This is a genomic window from Mycobacterium sp. shizuoka-1 (assembly GCF_002723835.1).
Taxonomy (GTDB): domain Bacteria; phylum Actinomycetota; class Actinomycetes; order Mycobacteriales; family Mycobacteriaceae; genus Mycobacterium.
Genome location: NZ_BEWG01000024.1, coordinates 49,469 through 69,939, shown reverse-complemented (window position 1 = coordinate 69,939; position 20,471 = coordinate 49,469). Strand labels below are relative to the sequence as shown.

Annotated in this window: 19 protein-coding genes and 1 tRNA gene; 13 read left to right on the top strand and 7 right to left on the bottom strand. The window is 68.5% G+C overall.

The window, feature by feature from the left end:
- Positions 1–91 precede the first annotated feature (91 nt).
- From efeU to efeB, 3 genes are read left to right on the top strand one after another with little or no spacing between them, the layout of a single operon-like run.
- Positions 92–1,072 carry an iron uptake transporter permease EfeU gene (gene efeU / locus MSZK_RS08250; RefSeq protein ID WP_099246712.1) on the top strand — a complete coding sequence of 327 codons (981 nt, stop codon included), beginning with the start codon at positions 92–94 and terminating at the stop codon, positions 1,070–1,072.
- Entirely contained in the window at positions 1,069–2,235 is a 1,167-nt protein-coding gene (gene efeO / locus MSZK_RS08245; RefSeq protein ID WP_099246710.1) for an iron uptake system protein EfeO, read from the top strand. The genes efeU and efeO overlap by 4 nt, the downstream gene beginning before the upstream one ends.
- Positions 2,216–3,526: an iron uptake transporter deferrochelatase/peroxidase subunit gene (gene efeB, locus MSZK_RS08240; RefSeq protein WP_099246708.1), complete on the top strand. Its 1,311-nt coding sequence runs from the start codon at positions 2,216–2,218 to the stop codon at positions 3,524–3,526. The genes efeO and efeB overlap by 20 nt, the downstream gene beginning before the upstream one ends.
- Here efeB and MSZK_RS08235 read toward each other — a convergent pair.
- From MSZK_RS08235 to MSZK_RS08220, 4 genes are all read right to left on the bottom strand, one after another.
- Positions 3,499–4,629 carry a nucleoside triphosphate pyrophosphohydrolase gene (locus MSZK_RS08235; RefSeq protein WP_099246706.1) on the bottom strand — a complete coding sequence of 377 codons (1,131 nt, stop codon included), beginning with the start codon at positions 4,627–4,629 and terminating at the stop codon, positions 3,499–3,501. The two genes, efeB and MSZK_RS08235, sit on opposite strands and share 28 nt — an antisense overlap.
- On the bottom strand, positions 4,626–8,300 hold the full coding sequence (mfd, locus tag MSZK_RS08230) for a transcription-repair coupling factor (RefSeq protein WP_099246903.1): 3,675 nt from the start codon (positions 8,298–8,300) through the stop codon (positions 4,626–4,628). Before mfd ends, MSZK_RS08235 begins: the two co-directional genes overlap by 4 nt.
- 79 nt (positions 8,301–8,379) lie before the next feature.
- Positions 8,380–8,913: a GAF domain-containing protein gene (locus tag MSZK_RS08225; RefSeq protein ID WP_099246901.1), complete on the bottom strand. Its 534-nt coding sequence runs from the start codon at positions 8,911–8,913 to the stop codon at positions 8,380–8,382.
- A gap of 54 nt (positions 8,914–8,967) precedes the next feature.
- A complete protein-coding gene (locus tag MSZK_RS08220) occupies positions 8,968–9,561 on the bottom strand; it encodes a TetR/AcrR family transcriptional regulator (RefSeq protein ID WP_036420722.1) in 594 nt (197 codons plus the stop codon).
- Positions 9,562–9,765: 204 nt separating this feature from the next.
- Between MSZK_RS08220 and MSZK_RS08215 the strand changes: the two genes are divergently transcribed.
- From MSZK_RS08215 to MSZK_RS08175, 9 genes are all read left to right on the top strand, one after another.
- Positions 9,766–9,837: transfer RNA gene (locus MSZK_RS08215), tRNA-Gln, on the top strand.
- Positions 9,838–9,858: 21 nt separating this feature from the next.
- On the top strand, positions 9,859–11,322 hold the full coding sequence (gene glmU / locus MSZK_RS08210; RefSeq protein ID WP_099246702.1) for a bifunctional UDP-N-acetylglucosamine diphosphorylase/glucosamine-1-phosphate N-acetyltransferase GlmU: 1,464 nt from the start codon (positions 9,859–9,861) through the stop codon (positions 11,320–11,322).
- A 93-nt stretch (positions 11,323–11,415) separates the two neighbouring features.
- Positions 11,416–12,396 carry a ribose-phosphate diphosphokinase gene (locus MSZK_RS08205; protein ID WP_099246700.1) on the top strand — a complete coding sequence of 327 codons (981 nt, stop codon included), beginning with the start codon at positions 11,416–11,418 and terminating at the stop codon, positions 12,394–12,396.
- Positions 12,397–12,738 carry an arsenate reductase (glutaredoxin) gene (gene arsC, locus MSZK_RS08200; protein ID WP_099246698.1) on the top strand — a complete coding sequence of 114 codons (342 nt, stop codon included), beginning with the start codon at positions 12,397–12,399 and terminating at the stop codon, positions 12,736–12,738.
- Positions 12,735–13,382 (top strand): LpqN/LpqT family lipoprotein, encoded by a 648-nt coding sequence (locus tag MSZK_RS08195; RefSeq protein ID WP_233211174.1) that lies wholly within the window; start codon positions 12,735–12,737, stop codon positions 13,380–13,382. The genes arsC and MSZK_RS08195 overlap by 4 nt, the downstream gene beginning before the upstream one ends.
- A gap of 34 nt (positions 13,383–13,416) precedes the next feature.
- Positions 13,417–14,283: an oxidoreductase gene (locus tag MSZK_RS08190; protein WP_099246695.1), complete on the top strand. Its 867-nt coding sequence runs from the start codon at positions 13,417–13,419 to the stop codon at positions 14,281–14,283.
- 131 nt (positions 14,284–14,414) lie between these two features.
- Positions 14,415–15,068 (top strand): 50S ribosomal protein L25/general stress protein Ctc, encoded by a 654-nt coding sequence (locus MSZK_RS08185; RefSeq protein ID WP_099246693.1) that lies wholly within the window; start codon positions 14,415–14,417, stop codon positions 15,066–15,068.
- 6 nt (positions 15,069–15,074) lie between these two features.
- The gene (gene pth, locus MSZK_RS08180; RefSeq protein WP_099246691.1) at positions 15,075–15,650 is read left to right on the top strand and encodes an aminoacyl-tRNA hydrolase; all 576 of its coding nucleotides are present in this window, start codon (positions 15,075–15,077) and stop codon (positions 15,648–15,650) included.
- An 85-nt stretch (positions 15,651–15,735) separates the two neighbouring features.
- On the top strand, positions 15,736–16,266 hold the full coding sequence (locus tag MSZK_RS08175) for a DUF6611 family protein (protein WP_142389900.1): 531 nt from the start codon (positions 15,736–15,738) through the stop codon (positions 16,264–16,266).
- On the opposite strand, the gene MSZK_RS08170 is transcribed toward MSZK_RS08175, so the two are convergent.
- Both MSZK_RS08170 and MSZK_RS08165 read right to left on the bottom strand, forming a co-directional pair.
- Entirely contained in the window at positions 16,240–16,893 is a 654-nt protein-coding gene (locus MSZK_RS08170; RefSeq protein WP_099246687.1) for a DUF998 domain-containing protein, read from the bottom strand. The genes MSZK_RS08175 and MSZK_RS08170 overlap by 27 nt on opposite strands.
- Before the next feature lie 9 nt (positions 16,894–16,902).
- Positions 16,903–17,934 (bottom strand): epoxyqueuosine reductase, encoded by a 1,032-nt coding sequence (locus tag MSZK_RS08165; RefSeq protein ID WP_099246685.1) that lies wholly within the window; start codon positions 17,932–17,934, stop codon positions 16,903–16,905.
- A gap of 48 nt (positions 17,935–17,982) precedes the next feature.
- On the opposite strand from MSZK_RS08165, the gene MSZK_RS08160 reads away from it, so the two are divergent.
- Positions 17,983–18,633, top strand: a complete 651-nt coding sequence (locus MSZK_RS08160; RefSeq protein WP_233211173.1) for an O-methyltransferase — start codon at positions 17,983–17,985, stop codon at positions 18,631–18,633.
- Position 18,634: 1 nt separating this feature from the next.
- On the opposite strand, the gene MSZK_RS08155 is transcribed toward MSZK_RS08160, so the two are convergent.
- The gene (locus MSZK_RS08155) at positions 18,635–20,269 is read right to left on the bottom strand and encodes a fatty acyl-AMP ligase (RefSeq protein ID WP_099246683.1); all 1,635 of its coding nucleotides are present in this window, start codon (positions 20,267–20,269) and stop codon (positions 18,635–18,637) included.
- Between the last annotated feature and the right edge of the window lie 202 nt (positions 20,270–20,471).

Below are 20,471 nucleotides of genomic sequence, written 5' to 3'. Positions count from 1 at the left end.
TTCTCTGCCGTCTGTTAAGGTGAGCCCAACCTTGGTTTGGTAAGCCTTGCTTACCTGGCATTATCCGAAGTCAGTGAGTTAGGACGCGCCGATGAGTGACCTGGCGGGCATCGCATCCCTCTCGACAGCAGGCATTCACACCACATTCAGCGCGGCGGCCCCCAACGTCACCGCCCAGCTTTTCGGCAGCGGCCTGATCGGTCTGCGCGAAGGCCTCGAGGCCGGGATCATCGTCATGGTCCTGACCGCGTTCCTGGTGAAATCCGGCCGCCGCGACGCCCTGAAATGGGTGTGGCTCGGCGTCGGGGCGGCGGTCCTGATGACCGTGGGCGTGTTCCTGACGATCCAGTACGGCGCCTACACGATCAAGGACCTGGCCGCCGAGGCCATCGCCGGGGTGGCCTCGCTGGTGGCGGTCGCGATCGTCACCTCGATGGTGCTGTGGATGCGCAAGGCCTCCGCCGGCATGTCGGGTGAACTGCGGGCCGGGATGTCCAAGGCGCTGGAGACCGGCGCGCTGGCGGTGTTCATGCTGGCGTTCCTGGCCGTCGGCCGCGAAGGCTTCGAGACGGCACTGTTCATGGTCGGCTATGCCGAAGCAGAGACCGCCTGGCCGCTGCTCGGGCTGCTGATCGGCGTGCTGGCCGCCGCCGCGATCGCCTGGGGCATGTACGCCGGCGCCGTGCGGATCGACCTGGCCAAGTTCTTCAAATACACCGGGGTGTTCCTGATCCTCGTCGCCGCAGGCGTCCTGTCGTACGGCATCGGGGCCATGCAGACCGTGGGTTGGCTGCCCGGGCTGGGCAACAAGGCGTTCGACATCAGCTCGCAGCACTGGTCGGCCTGGTACGGCGAGATCGTGCAGGGCGTCTTCAACGTCACCCCGACCCCGACCGTGCTGCAACTGACCTGCTGGCTGGCCTACGTCGTCGTGGTGCTGGCCCTGTTCGTCCGGCCCACCAGCCGCGCACCGAAGCCGCAGGCTTCCACCGAAAGTCCCCTTTCCGCCGAAAGCTCCCCTGCCACCGCGCATCCGGAGCGTTCCTCCCTCTCCGAAAGGTCCCCTCAGTGACGATCCCCCACGGCATCAAGACCAGTACCGCCGCTGCCGCGGCACTACTGGCCGGCGTCTCCCTGTCCGCCTGCACGGCCAAAGAGACCACATCCGCGGACTCGAGCACCAAGTCGTCTTCCGAGATCACCGTCACCGCCTCCGACACCGAGTGCACGCTGTCGAGCACCAAGGCCACGACCGGACCGAGCACCTTCGTGATCACCAACAACGGCACGAAGGTCACCGAGTTCTACGTCTACGGCGAGGGCGAACGGGTGATGGGCGAGGTCGAAAACATCTCGCCGGGCCTGCAGCGCAAGCTGATCGTGCAGCTCGGTCAGCCGGGCACCTACCAGACGGCCTGCAAGCCGGGGATGATCGGTGACGGCATCCGCGGCGACTTCACCGTCACCGGCGACGCCGTTGCCGTCGACACCCAGGGCGAGTTCAAGGAAGCCTCCGAGAGCTACAAGCGCTACGTCAACAGCCAGACCGACGCCCTGATCCCGGCCACCCAGCTGTTCGTCGACGCCATCAAGAAGGGCGATGTCGCGGCGGCCAAGGCCCAGTACCCGATCGCACGCACCTACTACGAGCGCATCGAGCCGGTGGCCGAAGCGTTCCCCAACGACCTCGATCCGCGCATCGACCTCCGTGAGGCCGACCTGGAACCCGGCCAGAAGTGGACCGGCTTCCACGCCCTGGAGAAGCAGCTGTGGGTCACCGGCCTGCAGCCCGACGCCAACGCCCTCGCCGATCAGCTGCTGGCCGACGTCAAGGAGCTCAACGACGGTGTGAAGGCACCGGGCTGGACCATCGACTCCACCCAGATCGCCGGCGGTGCACAGGGTCTGCTCGACGAGGTCGCCGCCAGCAAGATCAGCGGCGAAGAGGACATCTTCAGCCACACCGACCTGTGGGACTTCAACGCCAACGTGCAGGGCTCGCAGACCGCGGTCGCCTCGGTTCGCCCCATCCTCGACAGCCGCGACCCGGAGTTGGGCAAGCGGGTCGACAAGGGCTTCGCCGACGTGGAGGCACTGCTGGCCAAGTACCGCAAGGGCGACGGATTCGTGTCCTACGACACGGTGACCGAGCCGCAGCGCCAAGAACTCTCACGCGCCATCGACGCGCTGAGCAAGGAAGTAAGTCAGGTGCAGGGTGTCATCGCTCCCCAGTAACGCCGACGAGACCACCCCGGCCCAATCGGACCGGTCCGGCCTCTCGCGACGCAAGCTCTTCGGTGCCGCCGGCGTGACCGCCGCGGTGGTCGGCGCGGCCGGCGCCGGGGTGCTGGCCGGGCGGGCCGGGGCAGCCAGCACCGGCACCGGCGGTCTGGACAAGCCGGTGCCGTTCCGCGGTGAGCACCAGGCCGGCATCATCACCCCGGCGCAGGACCGGATGCACTTCGCGACATTCGACGTGACGACCGAATCCAAGGCCGACCTCGTCGCGATGCTCAAGGAGTGGACCGGCATGGCCGAGCGGATGACCGCCGGCGAGGAGGCCGTTCACGACGGCGCGATCGGACTCAATCCCTATGCGCCGCCGTCGGATACCGGTGAGGCACTGGGTCTGCCCGCCTCCCAGCTGACGCTGACGATCGGGTTCGGCCCGACGTTGTTCCTCAAGGACGGCAAGGACCGCTTCGGGCTCGCCGCCCAGAAGCCGGCACTGCTGGAGAACCTGCCGAAGTTCCCGAACGAGACGATGGACCCGGCCCGCTGTGGCGGCGACATCGTGGTCCAGGCCTGTGCGAATGATCCTCAGGTGGCGGTGCACGCCATCCGGAACCTGGCCCGGGTCGGCTTCGGCACGGTCGCGGTGCGCTACAGCCAGCTGGGCTTCGGCCGCACCTCGTCGACCACCCGTGAGCAGTCGACTCCACGAAACCTGTTCGGGTTCAAGGACGGGACGGCCAACATCAAGGCCGAGGACACCGACACCCTCAACAAGCAGGTGTGGGTGGCCCCCGGCGACGGCCCGGACTGGATGACCGGCGGCAGTTACATGATCAGCCGCCGGATCCGGATGCGCATCGAATCCTGGGACCGCACAACGCTGCTCGAGCAGGAGCGGGTGATCGGCAGGCAGAAGGGCAGCGGCGCGCCCAACGGGCTCAAGCAGGAGTTCGAAGAGCTCAATTTCGACCTCGTCGACAACAAGAACGAGCCGCTGATCGACCGCGACGCGCACGTGCGGCTGGCTTCGGCGCAGCACCTGAACGGCATCCAGATACTGCGCCGCGGATACAACTTCACCGACGGTTCCGACGGGTTCGGGCACCTGGACGCCGGGTTGTTCTTCATCGCCTTCGTGCGCAACCCGGTGACCCAGTTCATCCCGATGCAGATGGAGCTGGCCCGCCGCGACCTGCTCAACGAGTACATCACCCACACCGGCAGCGCGATCTTCGCCGTGCCGCCCGGGTTGCGCGACGGTGACTACTGGGGTTCGACGCTGCTGGACTGATCGAGTTCGGGCTCGACCAGTTCTACATCGTCGACGGCCAACTCCGGGACGTCGAATTCCTCGTCGCCGGAATCGATGTGCACGGTGTCGACATCGTCGAGCGGGTCGTCTTCTGAGATCAGCTCCGGCACCAGCGGCAGCTCCACCGATACGCCGTGCGGCGCGGGCCAGTGCCGGCGCCACTCCTGCTCGCTGACCGCACCCAGCGGCGCGGCGGTGTCGAGCTGACTGGGCACATCGGCTGCGCGGCGGCTGGCCTCGATCGCGCGTTCCACCGCGCGCACGGTATCCATGAACTCCAAAAGCGCGGTCCGCAACTCGTTCTCGGCATCCTTCTCGGCAGCCACGGTGACCGTCACGATCGACGCGGGGATGAGCTCGGCGGGCAGACCCGCGTTGCGCACTCGGGCGATCACCTTCTGGGCCAGCGCCAGCGCCGGCTGCCCGGTGGGCACGTCATCGACACAGGACACCCGCGTACTGGTCTCCAGCGACTTGCGCTCCTCCCACTGGGCCAGCTGGTCTTCCAGCGAGATCGACTCGCCGGCGAGCACCGCGGGCACCCGGTTGCCGAGCTTGCGCACCAGCGCGTCGGCGACATCATCGATGGTGAACGAATCGCGCTGTGCCTCTTCGGCGATCCGGGCGTGGAACAGAACCTGCAGCAACACGTCGCCGAGTTCGTCGCGCAGTTCCTGCAGGTTGCCACCCCGCACGGCGTCGAACAGCTCGTAGGTCTCCTCCAGCAGGTAGCGCCGCAGCGAATCGTGGGTCTGCTCGCTCTCCCACGGCCCGGCGGTGCGCAGCCGGTCCATGATGGCCACCGCGTCGACGAGTCGCTCGCCGGGCTGCGGATCCGGCACGGCGATCAATCGTTCGCCGGCGGCCAGCCGGGCACGCACCTCGGGATGCTGACGGTCGGAGGACAGCAGCACCGGCGCAGGCGCGTCCTGCCCGCCGGTGAACAGCGGCCGCGCCGACGGCAGCGACCACGGCACCTTGATCGGCATCTCCTCGGTGTACTGCACCTCGCCGCCGAGCAGCTCGACCGCCTCGACCGGCACCAGCGACGGACGGCGCGGGTCGACGAGGATGACCGTCACTGCCGATCTCCCTTCTGCGAGCCCGCCGGTGTGAAAGTCGTTATATCAAGCTCACCCTGGGGTTGTCCGTCCAGTGCGAGAAGCAGGTCGGCGACCATCTGCACCAGTTCCAGGTCCCGGATCCGCGGTGCGCCGACGCCACCACCCGAGCGTGGGATCGGCACCGTCACCGTCGACGTCGTGGCCCGGTAGGTCGCGCCCGGGTACACCCGCTTGAGGCGCAGTTGCGCCGAGTCGGGCAGCGTCAGCGGCGACACCCGAATCGTTGTGGCAGAACCACTTCCGGTGGCGGCCACCTCGGTCACGCCGTACCGACGGCACACCAGCCGTAACCGGGCCACCGCCAGCAGACGCTGCGCGGGCTCGGGCAGCGGCCCGTAGCGGTCGGTGAGCTCCTCCACCACCGAGCCGATGCCCGCGTCGTCGGCGGCGGCGGCCAGCCGGCGGTAGGCCTCCAGCCGCAACCGGTCGCTGTCGATGTAATCCGGCGGCAGGTGGGCGTCGACCGGCAGATCGATGCGCACATCCTTGGGCTCCTCGGCCGTGGTGACCGTCTTGCCGTCGGCAGCGGCCCGGTAGGCCTCCACCGCCTCACCGACCAGCCGGACATAGAGGTCGAACCCCACCCCGGCCACATGGCCGGACTGCTCCACCCCAAGGACGTTGCCGGCGCCGCGAATCTCCAAGTCCTTCAACGCCACTGCCATGCCTGCGCCCAACTCGTTGTTCTGCGCGATGGTGGCCAGCCGGTCGTAGGCGGTCTCGGTGAGCGGCATCTCCTTCGGATACAGGAAGTAGGCGTAACCCCGCTCACGGCTGCGGCCCACCCGGCCACGCAGCTGATGCAGCTGGGACAGGCCGAAGGTGTCGGCCCGCTCCACGATCAGCGTGTTGGCATTCGAGATGTCCAGGCCCGTCTCGACGATCGTGGTGCAGACGAGGATGTCGTACTCGCGGTTCCAGAACCCCTCGACCGTGCGCTCCAACAACTCCTCGGGCATCTGGCCGTGCGCGACCACCACCCGCGCCTCGGGCACCAGCTGGCGCACCCGCGCGGCCGCCGCGTCGATGCTTTTGACCCGGTTGTGGATGTAGAACGCCTGCCCGTCGCGCAGCAGCTCCCGGCGCAGCGCCGCGGCGACCTGTTTGTCGTCGTGTCCGCCGACGTAGGTCAGCACCGGGTAGCGCTCCTCGGGCGGGGTGAGGATGGTCGACATCTCCCGGATGCCTGCCAGGCTCATCTCCAGGGTTCGCGGGATCGGGGTCGCGCTCATCGTCAGCACGTCGACGTGGGTGCGCAGGCTCTTGATGTGCTCCTTGTGTTCGACGCCGAAGCGCTGCTCCTCGTCCACGATCACCAGGCCGAGGTCCTTCCAGCGCACACCGGTCTGCAGCAACCGGTGGGTGCCGATCACGACGTCGACGCTGCCGTCGGCCATCCCCTCGACGACCGCGCGGGATTCGGCGGGATCGGTAAACCGCGACAACCCCTTCACGGTGACCGGGAAACCGGCCATCCGCGAGGTGAACGTCTGCAGGTGCTGGTCGGCCAGCAGCGTGGTGGGCACCAGCACCGCCACCTGCTTGCCGTCCTGCACCGCCTTGAACGCCGCCCGCACCGCGATCTCGGTCTTGCCGTAGCCGACGTCGCCGCAGATCACCCGGTCCATCGGGACCGGCTTTTCCATGTCGGCCTTGACCTCCTGGATGGCGGTCAGCTGATCCATGGTCTCGGTGAAGCCGAACGCGTCCTCCATCTCGGCCTGCCAGGGGGTGTCCGGGCCGAAGGCGTGCCCGGGCGCGGCCTGCCGCTTGGCGTACAAGGCCACCAGTTCGCTGGCGATCTCGCGAACAGCCTTGCGCGCCTTGGTTTTCGTGTTGGTCCAGTCGCTGCCGCCGAGCCGGCTCAGGCTGGGCTCCTGGCCGCCGACGTAGCGCGAGAGCTGGTCCAGGGAGTCCATCGGGACGAAGAGCTTGTCGGCTCCCTGACCACGTTTCGACGAGGCGTACTCCAGCACCAGGTATTCGCGCCGGGCACCGCCGACGGTGCGCTCCACCATCTCGACGAACCGGCCGATGCCGTGCTGGTCGTGCACCACCAGGTCACCGGCGGTCAGCGCCAGCGGATCGACGGTGTTGCGACGCTTGGCGGCCAGCCGTCTGCCCTCGGTGGCGGTCACCCGGTTACCGGTCAGATCGGTTTCGGTGATCACGACCAGGTTGGCGCCCGGCACGATGATGCCGTCGTGCAGCGGGCCCTTGAGCACGCCGACCACGCCGGGTTTCGGGGCCTGGCCGGGTTCGAGCATCGCCGCCGGGACGTCCCGCTCGCCGAGTTGTTCGACGACCCGGTGCGCGGTGCCGGTGCCCGGCGCCACCACCACGCCGTAGTGGTCCGGGCCGCCCGCGGTGACGTGGGCGCGCAGCATCGCGAAGATCTCGTCGACGGTGCTCTGCTGCCCGCGGGCCGACGGGGCGGCCCGCACGTCGAGTTCGTAGGCGTCCTCGGCGGCCAACTGGCTCAGCGTCCACCACGGGTGACCAGACGCCCGGGCGGCGGCGTGCACGTCCTCGAGTTCGCGGAACCCGGAGCCGCCGAGCTCCTCGACGTCGATCGGGGCGTCACCGCCGATCGCGGCGACCGACCACGACGCCTCGAGGAACTCCCGCCCGGTCTTGATCAGGTCGGCCGCGCGGGTGCGCACCTTCTCCGGATCGCACACCAGCAGCGGGGTGCCCGGCGGCAGGTGGTCGGTGAGCAACGTCAGCTCGTCGGGCCGCAGCACCGGCGTGAGCGCCTCCATCCCGTCGACCGGGATGCCTTCGGCCAGTTTGGCCAGCATGTCGGCGACACTGCCGGTGACCTGGTTGTCGGGGTCGCGGGGCCGGTCAGCCAGCAACGCGGCGGCGCGGGCGCGGACGTCGTCGGTGAGCAGCAGTTCGCGGCACGGCACCGCGACCACGCTGTCCACCTCGAGCTCGGTGATCGAACGCTGGTCGGCCACCGAGAACATCCGCATCTCGCTGACTTCGTCGCCCCAGAACTCGACCCGGACCGGGTGCTCGGCGGTCGGCGGGAACACGTCGAGGATGCCGCCGCGAACCGCGAACTCTCCGCGCTTGCCCACCATGTCGACACGGGTGTAGGCCAGCTCCACCAGCCGGGCGATCAGCTCGTCGAAGTCGAACTCGGCGCCGGCACTCAAGGTCACCGGCTCGACGTCGGCGACATCCGGGGCCATCGGCTGCAGCAGGGAACGCACCGTGGTGACCACCACCCGCAGCGGCGGGCCCAGCCGGGCGTCGTCGGGGTGGGCCAACCGTCGCAGCACCATCAGCCTGGCGCCGACGGTATCCACCCCGGGCGACAATCGCTCGTGCGGCAGGGTCTCCCAGGACGGGAACATCGCCGCCGCGTCGCCGAACACGCCGCGCAGTTCGGCGGTGAGGTCGTCGGCCTCCCGGCCGGTCGCGGTGACCACCAGCAGCGGACCGCCGCGGGCCACTGCGCACGCGGTGTACAACTGGGCGCTGGCCGGCCCGACCAGAGCGAGTGTGTCGGGACGCTCGGCCGCTCGCCGGGCGAGTTCGACGAAGCCCGGCGCGGTCAGCGCCACATCCACCAGCCCCGCTATCGGGGTCTGGACATACTGGTGCCCCGGTGCGGTCATGATCACCCCATTCTAGGCAGGACCGCCGAACACGTTGCGGCGGGCCGCGATTCGCCTGTGCGTTGTGACGCAGGTCGCCTCAGCGGGCGTCGCCACCAGTCGGGTAGGCGCCGACGACGGTGAAACCCGGGTCCGGAATACCCTCTGGGAAACGCCGTAACGCCTGCACCGCGAGCCCGGCCAGCTGCTGCAGCGCAGGCACTACCGTCGGGTCCGGCCGGCCAGGTTGGGCCCAATACACCCCGATCGCACCCATCGGGTCGGGCCCGAGCATCGGCACCATGGCCAGGCTGCGGACGAAGGTCGGGCGGTAGGCCTCCTGCGGGATGCGTTCGTCGCGGCGGATGTCGGAGATGGTCACCGCGGTGCGGTGCATCATCGACCAGCCACTGATGCAGTCGGAGGCCGGGAAACGCTGGCCCTTCCACAACGGACTCATCGAATCTTCGTCCGCGTAGTAACACATGTCGTGGTCCAGCAAAACGAACGTCGAGCCGTGGGCGTCGGCGAGCCGGCGGGCGGCCACCTTGACCACCTGCTGGACGTCCTCGAGCCGTGCGGCCGCAGCCAGCGCAGCACCGACCTGCTCGATGACCTCCCGCTGCTCCGCCACGGCGTCGTCCTCCCGTCCGACAGAATACGTGCCCGCCACCGGCCCGGGGTCGGCTTACTCACCCTCCAACTGCGGATCGGCTTCCAGGTGGGTCAGCCCGTTCCACATCAGGTTCACCAGATGTGCGGCCACCATTTCCTTCTTGGGTTCCCGGGTGTCCAGCCACCACTGCGCGGTCATCGACACCGAACCGACCAGCGCCTGGGCGTAGAGCGGCGCCAGCCCGGGGTCGAGGCCGCGGCGGGCGAAGTCACCGGCCAAGATCGAGGACACCTGGCCGACGGCGTCGTTGAGCAGGCTGGAGTAGGTGCCGGTGCTGATCGCGGCGGGTGAGTCGCGGATCAGGATGCGGAATCCGTCGGTGCGCTCCTCGACATAGGTCAGCAGCGCCAACGCCACCCGCTCGACCCGTACCCGGGAGCGGTTGTTGGTCAGTGACGAGGTGATGCCGTCGAGCAGCGCCGACATCTCCCGGTCGACGACGACGGCGTAGAGGCCCTCCTTGCCGCCGAAGTGCTCGTAGACCACCGGCTTGGAGACGTTGGCCCGCTGGGCGATCTCCTCGATGGAGGTGCCCTCGTACCCGCGTTCGGCGAACAGCGTGCGGGCCACGTCGATCAGCTGGCGCCGGCGTTCGGTGCCGGTCATCCGAGCGCGCGGTGCCCGCGGCTCCTTCTCCGGTGCTGCCACCCGTTGAGCCTAGCCCCGGGTCGCTGCGCTCCTGCCCGCCTTACACACTCCCCGGGTCGCTGCGCTCCTGCCCGCCGTAACCACTCCCCGGGTCGCTGCGCTCCTGCCCGCCGTAACCCATCACCTCCTTGGACTAGAGTCTCAGGCGGATATTTCGGCCAGTCCGTCGTGGTGTAATCGGCAGCACCTCTGATTTTGGTTCAGATAGTTCAGGTTCGAGTCCTGGCGACGGAGCGTTCTTTGGGAGGCCGTAGCGTGACGACACCCTCGCAGGCAGCCGTCTTGGTCATCGCGGCCGGTGCCGGGACACGTATGCGCTCGGACACCCCCAAGGTGCTGCACACCCTCGGTGGCCGCAGCATGCTCTCGCACACCCTGCACGCGATCGCCGAGGTCGCCCCCGAACACCTGGTCGTCGTGCTGGGCAAGGACCGCGAGCGCATCGCGCCCGTCGTCGCGGGGCTCGCCGAGGACCTGGGCCGCCCCATCGAGGTCGCGGTACAGGAACAGCAACTGGGCACCGGACACGCCGCACTGTGCGGACTGACCGGGCTGCCCGACGATTTCACCGGCACCGTCGTCGTGACCGCGGGTGACGTGCCCCTGCTGGATGCCCGGACGCTGGCCGAGCTGATCACGACCCATCACGGCGGACGTGCGGCGGCGACCATCCTGACCACCACCGTGCCCGACGCGACCGGCTACGGCCGGATCCTGCGCACCCAGGACGGCGAAGTGATCGCCATCGTCGAGGAGGCCGACGCCACCCCGCAGCAGCGGGCCATCCGCGAGGTCAACTCCGGTGTCTACGCATTCGACATCACCGAACTGCGGTCGGCGCTGAGCCGCCTGTCGTCCGACAACGCCCAGCATGAGCTGTATCTGACCGACGTCATCTCGATCGTGCGGGCCGACGGACGGATCGTGGCCGCCACCCACATCGACGACCACGCACTGGTCGCCGGGGTCAACGACCGCGTCCAGCTCTCGGCACTGGCCCGGGAACTCAACCGGCGCGTGGTGGCCGCCCACCAGCGCAACGGCGTGACCGTCGTCGACCCGTTGACCACGTGGATCGACGTCGAGGTCACGATCGGCCGCGACACCGTGATCCGGCCCGGCACCCAGCTGCTGGCCGGCACCCGGATCGGCGCAGGCTGCGAGATCGGGCCGGACACGACGCTGACCGACGTGACGGTCGGCGACGGCGCCTGTGTCGTCCGCACGCACGGCAGCGAGGCGGTGATCGGCGAGCGCGCGACCGTCGGCCCGTTCACCTACCTGCGCCCCGGCACCGCGCTGGGCGAGACCGGCAAGCTCGGGGCGTTCGTGGAGACCAAGAACGCCGTGATCGGCGCCGGGACCAAGGTGCCGCACCTGACCTACGTCGGTGACGCCGACATCGGCGAGCACAGCAACATCGGCGCGTCCAGCGTGTTCGTGAACTACGACGGCGAGAACAAGAGCCGCACCAGAATCGGCTCGCACGTGCGGACCGGCTCAGACACCATGTTCGTCGCGCCGGTCACCGTCGGCGACGGCGCCTACACCGGCGCAGGCACGGTGCTGCGCGACGACGTGCCGCCGGGCGCGCTGGCGGTGTCGGCTGGACCACAGCGCAATATCGAGGACTGGGTGATCCGCAAACGCCCCGGCAGTGCATCGGCGCAGGCCGCGGCCAAGGCGAAAGAACCCGAGGCGGGTCAACCGACGCAGTGACGACGTCGCCAGATGTTGCCTTTTTGGTAACCCGGGGACCCGGCACCGTACGATTGCCCCGTATCGACCTCCGACCGGCAAGGGCAGCACACAGTGGGCACGGACTGGACCGACAACCGCAAAAATCTGATGCTCTTCTCGGGCCGCGCGCACCCGGAACTGGCCGATCAGGTCGCCAAAGAGCTCGACGTCCAGGTCACCGCGCAGACCGCACGCGACTTCGCCAACGGCGAGATCTTCGTTCGCTTCGATGAATCCGTGCGCGGCTGCGACGCCTTCGTCCTGCAGTCCCATCCCGCGCCGCTGAACAAATGGCTGATGGAACAGCTGATCATGATCGATGCGCTCAAGCGCGGCAGCGCCAAACGCATCACCGCGATCCTGCCGTTCTATCCCTACGCCCGCCAGGACAAGAAGCACCGCGGCCGCGAGCCGATCTCGGCCCGGCTGGTGGCCGACCTGTTCAAGACCGCGGGCGCCGACCGCATCGTGTCGGTCGACCTGCACACCGACCAGATCCAGGGCTTCTTCGACGGCCCGGTCGACCACATGCGGGCCCAGCCGCTGCTGACCGGCTACATCCGGGACAACTACAACTGCTCCAACGTCGTCGTGGTCTCGCCGGACTCCGGCCGCGTGCGGGTCGCCGAGAAGTGGGCCGACGCACTGGGCGGCACCCCGCTGGCGTTCATCCACAAGACCCGCGACCCGAAGGTGCCCAACCAGGTGGTGTCCAACCGGGTCGTCGGTGACGTGGCCGGCAAGACCTGCGTGCTGACCGACGACATGATCGACACCGGCGGCACCATCGCCGGCGCGGTCAAGCTGCTGCACAACGACGGCGCCAAAGACGTGATCATCGCCGCCACCCACGGCGTGCTGTCCGACCCGGCCCGCGAGCGCCTCGCCGACAGCGGCGCCCGCGAGGTGATCGTCACCAACACCCTGCCGATCGACGAGTCCAAGCGCTTCCCGCAGCTGACGGTGCTGTCCATCGCCCCACTGCTGGCCAGCACCATTCGTGCGGTCTTCGAAAATGGTTCGGTGACAGGTCTTTTCGACGGAGACGCATAGTTGTCGGCGACCATTTATCACAACCCGCGCTGCAGCACCTCCCGCAAGACACTGGATCTGCTGCGCGAGAACGGCATCGAGCCCACGATCGTCGAATATCTGAAGACGCCACCGTCGCGCGCCGAGATCGCCACGTTGATCGCCGACGCCGGCATCGACGTGCGCACCGCGGTACGCAAGCGCGAATCCCTCTACAGCGAGCTGGATCTCGCCGAAGCCAGTGACGATGACCTGCTGGATGCCATGGCAGCCAACCCCGTCCTCATCGAGCGCCCGTTCGTGGTGACGTCCAAGGGCACCCGGCTGGCTCGCCCGATCGAATCGGTGCACGAAATTCTGTGAGAGCGCGCAGCGCAGCCCTGTCCATCGCGCTGGCCATGACCCTGGCGGCGTGCGGGTCGACGCCGCCGGACTACTCCTCGGTGTGGACCTCACCGGCCACGACGACGGCGCCGCCCACCACGTCGGACACCCCGCAGCCGATCGCCGAATACCTCTACGGCGTCGGGGTCACCGGCGAGCAGATCCCGCTGGACAAGCTCACCGACATCACTGTGACGCTGCCCAAGCCGCCGGGCTGGACCAAGTACACCAACTCGAACTTCTCCCCCGGCACCGAGGTGATCGCCAAGAACAACACCTACCCGACGGCGATGGTGATCGTGTTCAAACTCTCCGGCAACTTCGACGTGCGCGAGGCGCTCAAGCACGCCAGCGCCGATGCCGAGATGAGCAAGAACTTCACCAAGCTCAACGCGTCGGACGCCGATTTTGACGGCTTCCCGTCGTCGATGATCGAGGGCAGCTACGACCTGAACGACAAGCGCCTGCATTCCTACAACCGGGTGGTGATCCCGGTGACCGCCGCTCCGACCTTCCAGCGCTACCTGGTCCAGCTGACCGTGACCACCCTGGCCGACCAGGCTGCGGCCGCCTCCGACGATGTCGAGGCGATCATCAGAGGTTTCAGCGTCGCGCTCAAGTAGGGGCGAGCACGCCCGCCCCCTAAAGTGATCTCCCATGAGTTGGACCGCTGCAGATCTGCCGTCGTTCGCCGGACGTACCGCCATCGTCACCGGAGCCAACAGCGGGCTGGGACTGGTCACGGCCCGAGAACTGGCCCGGGTCGGCGCGCACGTCATCCTGGCCTGCCGCAACGCTGAGAAGGCCGCCGCCGCAGCAGCGACTGTGACCGGCGACGTCGAGGTGCGCAGCCTCGATCTGCAGGACCTGGCCTCGATCAGGGACTTCGCCGACGGCGTGGACACCGTCGACGTGCTGATCAACAACGCCGGCATCATGGCCGTTCCGTACGCCGTGACCAAGGACGGCTTCGAAAGCCAGATCGGCACCAACCACCTGGGCCACTTCGCGCTGACCAACCTGCTGCTGCCCAAGATCACCGACCGCGTGGTCACGGTCTCGTCGTTCATGCACCTGCTCGGCAAGATCAGCCTCAAGGACCTGAACTGGAAGGCGCGGCCGTACTCGGCGTGGCTGGCCTACGGCCAGTCCAAGCTCGCCAACCTGCTGTTCACCAGTGAACTGCAGAAACGCCTGGACGCCGCCGGTTCGCCGCTCAAGTCGCACGCCGCCCATCCCGGCTATTCGGCGACCAACCTGCAGGGGCATACCGGCAACCGAATGGGCACCCGGATCTGGGACCTCGGCAACAGCGTCTTCGCCACCAGCGCCGACTTCGGGGCGAGCCACACGCTCTACGCCGCCAGCCAGGATCTGCCCGGCAACAGTTTCATCGGGCCCAGGTTCGCGATGCGCGGCCCGACCGGCCCGTCCCCGCGCAGCCCGCTGGCCAGGAATCAGACCACCGCCAAGGCGCTGTGGCGGCTGTCCGAGCAGCTCACCGCCATCGAATTTCCGCTCTGAGGCCCTGGTCGGCTACCCTGGTGGCCGCGTCACGGCGAGGGTGGTCCGACCACCGTTATCGACGAGGCTTCCTGTAATCGGTGCCTGCCTTCTCCGTGCGAAAGACGACGGATAACTCAGGAGCACCGATCATGGCCAAGAAGGACAGCACCAACAATCTCACCGCCACCGTGCGGGCGAAGACCGGCAAGGGCGCCTCGCGCCAGGCCCGCCGCGAGGGCAAGGTTCCCGTCGTCCTTTACGGCCACGGCGCCGAGCCCCAGCACCTCGAACTCAACGCCCACGACTACGCGGCCGTCCTGCGGCACTCCGGCACCAACGCCGTGCTGGTCTTGGACGTCGACGGCAAGGAGCAGCTGGCGCTGACCAAGGCCCTGTCGATCCATCCGATCCGTCGCAACATCCAGCACGCCGACCTGCTGGTCGTCCGGCGCGGCGAGAAGGTGACCGTCGAGGTGCACATCGCCCTCGAGGGCGATGCCGCCCCCGGCACGCTGGTCACCCAGGACGCCAACGTCATCGAGATCGAGGCGGAAGCCATGTCGATCCCGGAGCACCTGACCATCTCGATCGAGGGCGCCGAGGAAGGCACCCAGATCACCGCGGGCCAGGTCGAGCTGCCCAAGGGCGTCACCCTGGTCAGCGATCCCGAGCTGCTGGTCGTCAACATCGTCACCGCGCCGTCGGCCGAGGAGCTCGAGTCCGAGGGCGGCGGCGAGTCGATCGCCGACCAGGCAGCCGAGGCTGCCGAAGCCGCCGAGGGCGAGTCGGCCGAGGCCGAGTAAGCCCGGATGGCCGAACCCCTGCTGGTCGTCGGCCTCGGCAACCCCGGACCGCAGTACGCCAAGACCCGGCACAATGTCGGCTTCATGGTGGCCGACCTGCTGGCCGCCCGGATGGGCGACCAGTTCAAGGTGCACAAGCGGTCCGGCGCGGAGATCGTGACCGGCCGGCTCGCGCACCGTCCGGTGGTGTTGGCCAAGCCGCGCACCTACATGAACGAGTCGGGGCGCCAGGTCGGTCCGCTCGCGAAGTTCTATTCGGTGAACCCGGCCGACATCATCGTCATCCACGACGAGCTCGACATCGACTTCGGCCGGATCCGGCTGAAGCTCGGTGGCGGCGAGGGCGGGCACAATGGGCTGCGGTCGGTGGCCAACGTGTTGGGCACCAAGGACTTTCAGCGGGTCCGCATCGGGATCGGGCGCCCGCCCGGGCGCAAAGATCCGGCGGCCTACGTGCTGGAGCCGTTCAGCGCGGTCGAGCGCAGGGAGGTCCCGGCGATCTGCGAGCAGGCCGCCGACGCGACCGAGCTGCTGATCGAGGTCGGGCTGGAGACCGCCCAGAACCAGGTGCACGCCTGGTGAGGCGACCGTAAGGATTCGGGCGCGGGGCGTCAGGATTCCGTAGGGATCGCCGCTCCGGGGGCGCCACCGGCGTAGATCTGAATACGTGAGATCAACACGTACCTGGGGTTCCTTCGACGCCTACCCCGCGCGCTACGGCGTGGCCCGCTATCGGTTGGTGGTGTTCCCGCCCGGTATCACCGCCGGGCAGCGGCGCATGCTGCGGGTGTGGCGGGGCTGGCCGCTGTGGGGCGCCGCGTTGTGGCTGGGCCTGCAAGTCGGCGGGGAATTCACCGGCATGCCGGAGACCGCGCTGATCGGCGGGACGATGGTCTACATCGCCGTCGGCGCATTGACGTTCGTGCTGGCCGGCGACGTGCGGGCCAGGGTTCAGACGCTGACGGCCGTGACGGTCGCCGGCTACGGCCACGACGAGGTCGACCGGCGCTACGCGACGCTGCGGGACCTGGCCCGAGCACTGGACCACGCCGACCTCGACCTCGACGAGGGCCGCATCTCGGTGTCGCAGCACGAGGCGCGCTGGTGGCAGGTGTACGACGTTCTCGAGGCGATGGAGCCGCAGCCCCGCGCGGTGACACTGTCGATGCAATCAGGACGCCGGCAGCCGGCCGGCTAGCCTGGCGTGCTGAGCGCGGGCCAGCCACAGCCCGAGCGCGATGACAGCCGCCACCTCGAACCCGGCGATCCCCCGCTCGACCAAGCCGAGCGGGATGAGCCGCCACCACGGCCGGTCGGTCATCATGCCGGCCGCGATGGCCCCGAACAGGACTGTCAGCCAGCCGATTCCGATCACGGCGAACCACCTGGCCGCCCTGGCGGTGCCGGACCGGCCGTCGGCGATCAGCAGGACTGCGACCGGCAGCGCGATGAACGCGACCAGGGTGGCAACCCGGTGTACCGTGCCCGACGCGCTCGGCCCGGTGACCCAATTGTGTTTGGGAAAAGCCACAATGGCCACCAGTGCAACAACCCACAGCGCCATCGCCACCGACCCCGCCGAGAACAGACGGACCAGGCCGGCCCTGATCAGTCCGAAGAGCAGGGCCGTCGAGCCGCCGGCCAGCATCAGCACCGCGGCCACGAAAGCCCAACTGCCCGAGGTGTAGACGTATTCGGAGATCGTTGCCGCGCGTAGCTCGCGGCCCCGGGTGCGCTGCCCGCCGAGCAGGGCGTCGAGCGCGAGCACCACGACCATCGCCGCCACGGCACCGGACACCCCGACCCAGCCGAGAGCGCGCTCCATCGCCCCAGCCTACGCGCGCCCCCGGGTACCGGAGTCCACGACTTTGACCGGCTTGTGCGGGTAGCGCCGTTCGGCGTGCGCCTTGGCTGCTGAATTCGGCAGCACGTAAAGGGTTTCCACCTTCTCCTGAAGCGGCCGCAAGACCAGGTCCATGAAACCCTTGCGGTCGTCGAGGTAGGGCTCGATGACGTCCTCGCCGGCCGGGCAGACCGCCAGGCAGTAGGCGGCCTTGTAATTCGCTTTGAACGACAGGCTCTGCCACATCGACGCGTTCTCCGAATCGGTGACCCTGGAGCGGAAGTCGGCGGCGTCCTCGCTGTCGGCGATCGTCTGCGCCCAGTCGGTGAACCCACCCATGAACTCGCGATAGTTGTGCACCGAACACGCGACGAAGTCGAACTCGCCGTCCTTCTTGATCGCCCCGACCGGACAGGCGGCGACGCAGAGCTTGCATTCCAGACAGGGCGAATAGTCCAGCGGCACACCGTAACTGCTGATCGGTGCATCGACGAGAATGGTGGCGAGCAGGATGAAGTTGCCGAACTTCGGATGGATGACGTTGCGATGGATGCCCATAACGCCGAGACCGGCGGCCACCGCGACGGGCTTGTGCGCCACCACCCAGATCCGGCCGGGGTAGCGATCCATCTCCATCGGGAAGGTGGCCGACGGGTTGAGGACGCGGTGACCGGCGTCCTGCAGCGCACGAGTGATCCGATGCGCGGCCTCGTTGATCATTTCACCGGTGCGGTGGAATTCCTGGTTGGCGACACTGCGCGCGACCGAGCGCACGTTGTCCCGGTTCATCCGCACCACCAGGCTGATGTAGCTGCGGGTCCCGGGCAGTGCCGCCTCGACATGGTCTCGCTCACTTGCCAGTTCGGCATTGTCCACGCTGGCGAACGCCACATCGTCGGCTCCGGCGGACAGGCACAGTTCGCGCAGCCAGCCGGCGTCGATCACCGGCGCCGGCGGCGGTTTCCGTCGGGCCGCCACTGCCTGCACGGTCGGGTGGTCGGCCAAACGGGGCGGCACGCTCATAGCTGAGTATGGTACAGCATACTCAGATGACGAGGGTAGCCTCGCGCCATGAACACCCTGCGCGATCCGAAAGTCGCCGCGACCATCGACCGCATGTACAAAGAGGCCGGCGAGCAGATGGCACAGCTGCGCGAGCGTGGCGGCCAGATCTTCGCGGGCACCACGGCTCAGGAACGCGCCGACGCCCTGGCCGACTTCTACCTGCCGGTGACTCCGGAGTCCGGGCAGCTGCTCTACACCCTGGTCCGCGCGGTCCGCCCGGCGTTGGTGGTGGAGTTCGGAATGTCGTTGGGGCTCTCGGCACTTCATCTGGCCAGCGCGGTGCGCGACAACGGCACCGGCCGGGTGGTGACGACCGAACTCAGCGAGGCCAAGGTCGCGACCGCCGAGGCCAGCTTTGCCGAGGTCGGCCTGGGCGATCTGATCACCGTGCTGGCCGGCGACGCGCTGCAGACGCTCGCCGGCATCGAGGAACCGGTGGATTTCGTGCTGCTCGACGGCTGGAAGGACCTCTATCTGCCGGTCCTACATCTGCTGGAGCCCAGGCTGCGTCCGGGCGCGCTGGTCGTCGCCGACAACACCGGTCTGCCGGACGCCCGGCCCTACGTCGAGTACATCCGCGACCCGGCGAACGGCTACGCCGGAGTGAGCTTCCCGGTCCGGGACTCCGACGCGATGGAGATCAGCTGCCGGGTCTGAGCTAGGTGACCAGCGCGACCGAATTGGCCCGGCGCAGCTTGCCCGACGGCGTCTTGGGAATCGTGCCCGGGCCGAGAACCACCACGTTGCGCGGTCGCACGTCGACCTCGGCCACCACCTCATGCGCCACCTCGTGCTCGATCCGGCGCACCTCGGCCGGGTCCTGCCAGGCGTTGGATTCGACGGCCACCGCGAAGGTCTCGCGGGAGTGGCCGGCGTCGAGCCGCACCGCGACTGCACATCCGGGACGCACGCCCTCGACGCGGCCGGCGGCCCGCTCGATGTCGGTCGGGTAGATGTTGCGCCCGGCCATGATGATGACGTCCTTGACCCGGCCGCAGACCACGACGTGGCCGTTCTCCAGCAGGTAGCCCAGGTCACCGGTGTCGTACCAGCCGTGCTCGTCCTGGGCCGGCACGAAGCCGCCCATCGTGATGTAGCCCGGGGTCAGCGACTCGCCGCGCAACTCGATGATGCCGACGCCGCGGGCCGGCAACACATTGCCGTCCTCGTCGACGATGCGCGCCTCGAGATCGGTCAGCAGCGGGCCCAGGGTGGCCAGCCGGCGGGTGTTGCCCTTGGAGGCAGGCACCGCGCGCCGCAACGCCGCCAGCAGGTCGGCGTCCACCTCGTCGACCACCAGCCCGGCGTCGCACTCGGAGAACGACACCGCCAGGGTGGTCTCGGCCATGCCGTAGGCCGGCAGGATGGCCTCGGGCCGCAGCCCGAACGGACGGCCGGCGTCCAGCAGGTCCTCGACGTCGGCGGGCTCGACCGGCTCGGCACCGGACAGCGCGAACCGCAGCGTGGACAGGTCGAATTCGCCGGGCTTGGCCTGGCGGCGCAGCCGCTTGGCGAACAGCGCGTACGCGAAGTTCGGCGCCGCGGTCATGGTGCCCTTGTACTTGTCGATGAGCTTGGCCCACAGCAACGTGTCGCGCAGGAAGTCCATCGGGGTGACCTTGACCAGCTCGGCACCGAAGTACATCGGGATGGTCAGGAATCCGACCATGCCCATGTCATGGAAGCAGGGCAGCCAGCTGACCATGACGTCGTTGTCGATGTCGTACTTGGCGCCGATGAACATCGCCTCGGCGTTGGAGTGGATGTTGCGGTGGGTGATCACCACGGCCTTCGGAGAACCAGTCGATCCGGACGTTAATTGCATCAGCGCGACGTCGTCCTCGGAGGTCTCGACCGGGTCGATCGGCTCGGCGGCCAGCAATGCCTCCACCGTGAGCACGGTGACCCCGCGCTCCTCGAGCACCGGCACGGCGACCAGGAACGGGTCGGAGACGATCACGGCCTTGGCCTCGATCATGTCGATGACGGTGGCGGTGTCCTTGGCCCACTGCTCGAGGTCGGTGCGCGGAGTCGGCTGGTGCAGCATCGTGAGGCTGGCGCCGCGCATCCACAGCGCCTGGGCGGTGGGTGCGATCTCCACCGGAGCGCCGGCCAGCACGCCGACCGCGTCACCGAGACCGATGCCTGCTTCGGCCAGGCCGCCGGCGATCCGGCGGGCGCGTTCGTGGACCTCGCGCCACGTGTGCCGGACCGGCTCGTTGGGTTCACCGGTGACCATGCCCTTGCTGCTGGTCATGGCACTGTGGAACATCTTGTCGGTGAAACGGCTCACGACGACCTCCTCGGCATCCGGAGCTGGCTGATCAGCGACGATGACTTCATGCTCCGCCTACCGCAACGCACTGCATAGGAGGCACGCCAGTACGACTGGGGAGCGGTTCGGTCTCGAAATGGTGATGCGACATCACACGCCGCGGTGCCGCCCGGCCATCGCCCGCCCCGGGTCGGGGTGGGCGACGAGCACATATGCAGTG

Excerpts from the sequence above, each read along its gene's own strand:
- efeU (WP_099246712.1), top strand. The coding sequence starts at position 92 with ATGAGTGACCTGGCGGGCATCGCATCCCTCTCGACAGCAGGCATTCAC.
- mfd (WP_099246903.1), bottom strand. The coding sequence starts at position 8,300 with ATGACCGCACCGGGGCACCAGTATGTCCAGACCCCGATAGCGGGGCTG.
- MSZK_RS08220 (WP_036420722.1), bottom strand. The coding sequence starts at position 9,561 with ATGACCGGCACCGAACGCCGGCGCCAGCTGATCGACGTGGCCCGCACG.
- MSZK_RS08190 (WP_099246695.1), top strand. The coding sequence starts at position 13,417 with ATGAGTTGGACCGCTGCAGATCTGCCGTCGTTCGCCGGACGTACCGCC.
- MSZK_RS08185 (WP_099246693.1), top strand. The coding sequence starts at position 14,415 with ATGGCCAAGAAGGACAGCACCAACAATCTCACCGCCACCGTGCGGGCG.
- pth (WP_099246691.1), top strand. The coding sequence starts at position 15,075 with ATGGCCGAACCCCTGCTGGTCGTCGGCCTCGGCAACCCCGGACCGCAG.
- MSZK_RS08170 (WP_099246687.1), bottom strand. The coding sequence starts at position 16,893 with ATGGAGCGCGCTCTCGGCTGGGTCGGGGTGTCCGGTGCCGTGGCGGCG.
- MSZK_RS08165 (WP_099246685.1), bottom strand. The coding sequence starts at position 17,934 with ATGAGCGTGCCGCCCCGTTTGGCCGACCACCCGACCGTGCAGGCAGTG.
- MSZK_RS08160 (WP_233211173.1), top strand. The coding sequence starts at position 17,983 with ATGAACACCCTGCGCGATCCGAAAGTCGCCGCGACCATCGACCGCATG.